The organism is Nitratidesulfovibrio oxamicus (genome assembly GCF_015731765.1).
Classification (GTDB): Bacteria; Desulfobacterota; Desulfovibrionia; order Desulfovibrionales; family Desulfovibrionaceae; genus Cupidesulfovibrio; species Cupidesulfovibrio oxamicus.
Window position 1 is genome coordinate 1 of the sequence record NZ_VRYY01000307.1, and the last position, 3,072, is coordinate 3,072.

At 68.0% G+C, this 3,072-nt stretch carries 2 protein-coding genes; both read left to right on the top strand.

The features are described from left to right. Positions 1 to 2,378 (top strand): PAS domain S-box protein (locus FVW20_RS10810; RefSeq protein ID WP_231039035.1); only part of this gene is annotated, 2,378 nt, incomplete at its 5' end. Then, positions 2,375 to 3,072 (top strand): response regulator (locus FVW20_RS10815; protein WP_196609546.1); only part of this gene is annotated, 698 nt, incomplete at its 3' end. The genes FVW20_RS10810 and FVW20_RS10815, both read left to right, overlap by 4 nt.

Genomic DNA, 3,072 nt, shown 5'->3' on the forward strand with positions numbered 1-3,072 from the left:
AACCCGGCAAGCCGGGGTGGGGGCGCCGCCTGCGCGGCCTGCCGGGCGGCAGCCTGGCCGCCAAGGTGGTGGCAGGCAGCGGTGCGGCGCTGTTTCTGGGGGTGCTGGTGCTGTCGCTGGGCAGCATCCGCTACCAGCGCGAACACCTGCACGACGAACTGGCCGCCGGGGGTGACCGCCTGGGCACCACCATCCGCCTGGGCGCTCGCTACGCCATGATGCTGAACGCCCGCGACGAGATCAACCAGATCATAAGCGACGTGGCCCGCCAGAAGGACATCGTCTCCATCCGCATCTACAACAAGGAAGGCGTCATCAAGTTTTCGGGCGACCCGGACGAGGTGGAGCGCCGCACCAACATCCGCGACGAGGCCTGCGCCGCCTGCCACCGCACGGCGGAACCGCGCCAGTGGCTGGCCCTGCGCGAGCGTACCCGCGTGTTCACCGATCCGGATGGCCGCCGCCTGCTGGGCAGCCTTACCCCCATCATGAACGAACCCGGCTGTTCGGGCGAACCCTGCCACTTCCACCCGGCGGACAAGCTGGTGCTGGGTGCGCTGGAAGTGGTGCTTTCACTGGATGACGCGGAAACCGAGGTGCTGGCCTTCCAGACCCGGGTGGTCACCCTGGCGGCGGCGGTGTTCCTGCTGGGGGCCACGGCGGTGCACCTGTTTCTGCGGCGTTTCCTGACGCGGCCCGTGGCCCGGCTTATCGAGGGCACCCGCGCCGTGGCGCGCGGCGAGAAGGTGGACCTTTCCGACGTGCGCCAGCAGGACGAGATAGGCGAACTGGCCGGGGCCATCACCCGCATGGACCGCGACATCGCCCAGAAGCGGGCGGAGCTGAACCGCCAGCGCGACGAATACCAGCGGCTTTTCGATCAGGTGCCCTGCGCCATCACAGTGCAGGACCGCAACCTGCGGCTTCTGCGCTACAACCGCATGTTCCGCGAGAATTTCACGCCGAAACCCGGCGATTTCTGCTTTCAGGCCTACAAGGGGCGCACCGGCAAGTGCCCCAACTGCGCCGTGGAAATGACCATGCAGACCGGCCTTGCCCATTGCAGCGAGGAAAGCGGGTTTCATACCGACGGCAGCCGGGCGCACTGGATCGTGCATACCTCGCCCGTGTTCGACGCGGAAGGGCGGGTGACCGCGGCCATGGAAATGACCCTGGACATCACCGACCGCAAGGAACTGGAAGAAAAGCTGCGCCGCTCCGAGCTGAAATACCACGCCATCTTCAACCACATTCCCAGTGCCGTGTTCGTGCTGGACCAGCAGACCCTGGAAGTGGTGGACTGCAACTCCACGGCAGAGAAGGTGTACGGTTGGCCGCGTGACGAAATGAAGGGTCGCTCGTTTCTGGACCTGTTCCCCCCGGACGAGCGAGAACGCTACGCCTCGCAGTTGCGGGCCTTCACCGTGCTGAACCGCGCCCGCAACGTGGCCCGCGACGGCAGGCCCTTTCATGTGGACATCATGCTTTCACCGGCGGAATACCTGGCCCGGCAGGTGCTGCTGGTGACCACCACCGACATCACCGAACGGCTGGAGGCCGAGCAGAAGGTGATTCAGGCAGGCAAGATGGCCACGCTGGGCGAAATGGCCACCGGGGTAGCCCACGAACTGAACCAGCCGCTCACGGTCATCAAGACCGCCGGGGGATTCCTGCTGCGCAAGGTGACGCGCGGCGAACCCATCGACCCGGAAATACTGGCCACCATGGCCCGCGAGATCGACAGCCATGTGGACCGGGCCAGCCGCATCATCGGGCATATGCGCGACTTCGGTCGCCGCTCGGACCTGGCGCTGGAGCGGGTGGACGTGAACACGGTGCTGCAAAGCGCCACGGAATTTTTCAGCCGCCAGTTGTCGCTGCGCGGCATCGACATCGACTGGCGGCTGGCAGAGCCCCTGCCGCCGGTCATGGCCGTGTCCAACCGGCTGGAGCAGGTGTTCATCAACCTGCTGCTCAACGCCCGCGACGCCATAGAGGAACGCAGCGAGAAGGAACCGGGAGCGCCGCGCCGCATCACCGTGGAAACGGTGGCCGACGACCGGCGGGTGACGGCGCGGGTGTGCGACACAGGCGGCGGCATACCCCCGGCGCTGTTGCCGCGCATCTTCGAGCCGTTCTTCACCACCAAGAAGGTGGGCAAGGGCACGGGGCTGGGGCTTTCCATCAGCTACGGGCTGGTCAAGGAGTTCGGCGGGTCCATCCAGGCGTCCAACGTGGCGGAGGGCGGGGCGTGCTTCACCCTGCACTTTCCGGTGACTTCCGGGGCGGTGGGAACTGGGGGAACTGCTGGGGCGGTGGGAACGGGGGATGCGGAGCCTGCCGACGGGCTGGCATCCGGTGAAGGGGGCGCGGCATGAGCGTACCGCCGTCTCTGTCCCTGTTATTGGTCGACGACGAGGAAGGCATCCGCACCGTGCTGGCGCTGCTGCTGGCCGACATGGGCTGCGGGGTGCGCACGGCGGCGTCCGGGGCGGAGGCGCTGTCCATGGTCCGCGCAGACCCGCCCGCCGTGGTGCTGACCGACGTGCGCATGCCCGGCATGGACGGCATCGACCTGCTGCGCGCGGTGAAGGCGGAATTTCCCGGGGTTGAGGTGCTGGTGCTGACCGGCCACGGCGACATGGAGCTTGCCGTATCCAGTCTGCGTTTCGGCGCGGGCGACTTCCTGACCAAGCCGGTGGCCCCGGAGGCGCTGGAAGTGGCGCTGGACCGCGCCCGCCAGCGCATGGCCCTGCGCGAGGCGTTGCGCCGCCATACCGAGGAACTGGAACAACTGGTGGCCCGGCGTACCCGTGAACTGCTGCACGCCGAGCGGCTGGCCGCCGTGGGCGAGACGGCTGCCGGGCTGGCCCATGCCATCAAGAACGTGGCGGGCGGGCTTGAAGGGGCCATGTTCGTGCTGGAAAAGGGGCTGGAGCTGGACCGGCGCGAGTACCTGGAACAGGGCTGGCGCATGGTGCGCGACGATGTTGCGCGGGTGCGCGACCTGGCCATGCGCCTGCTGGACATGGGCCGGGCAGCGGCGCTTGCCCCGCGCCCGTGCGACCCGGA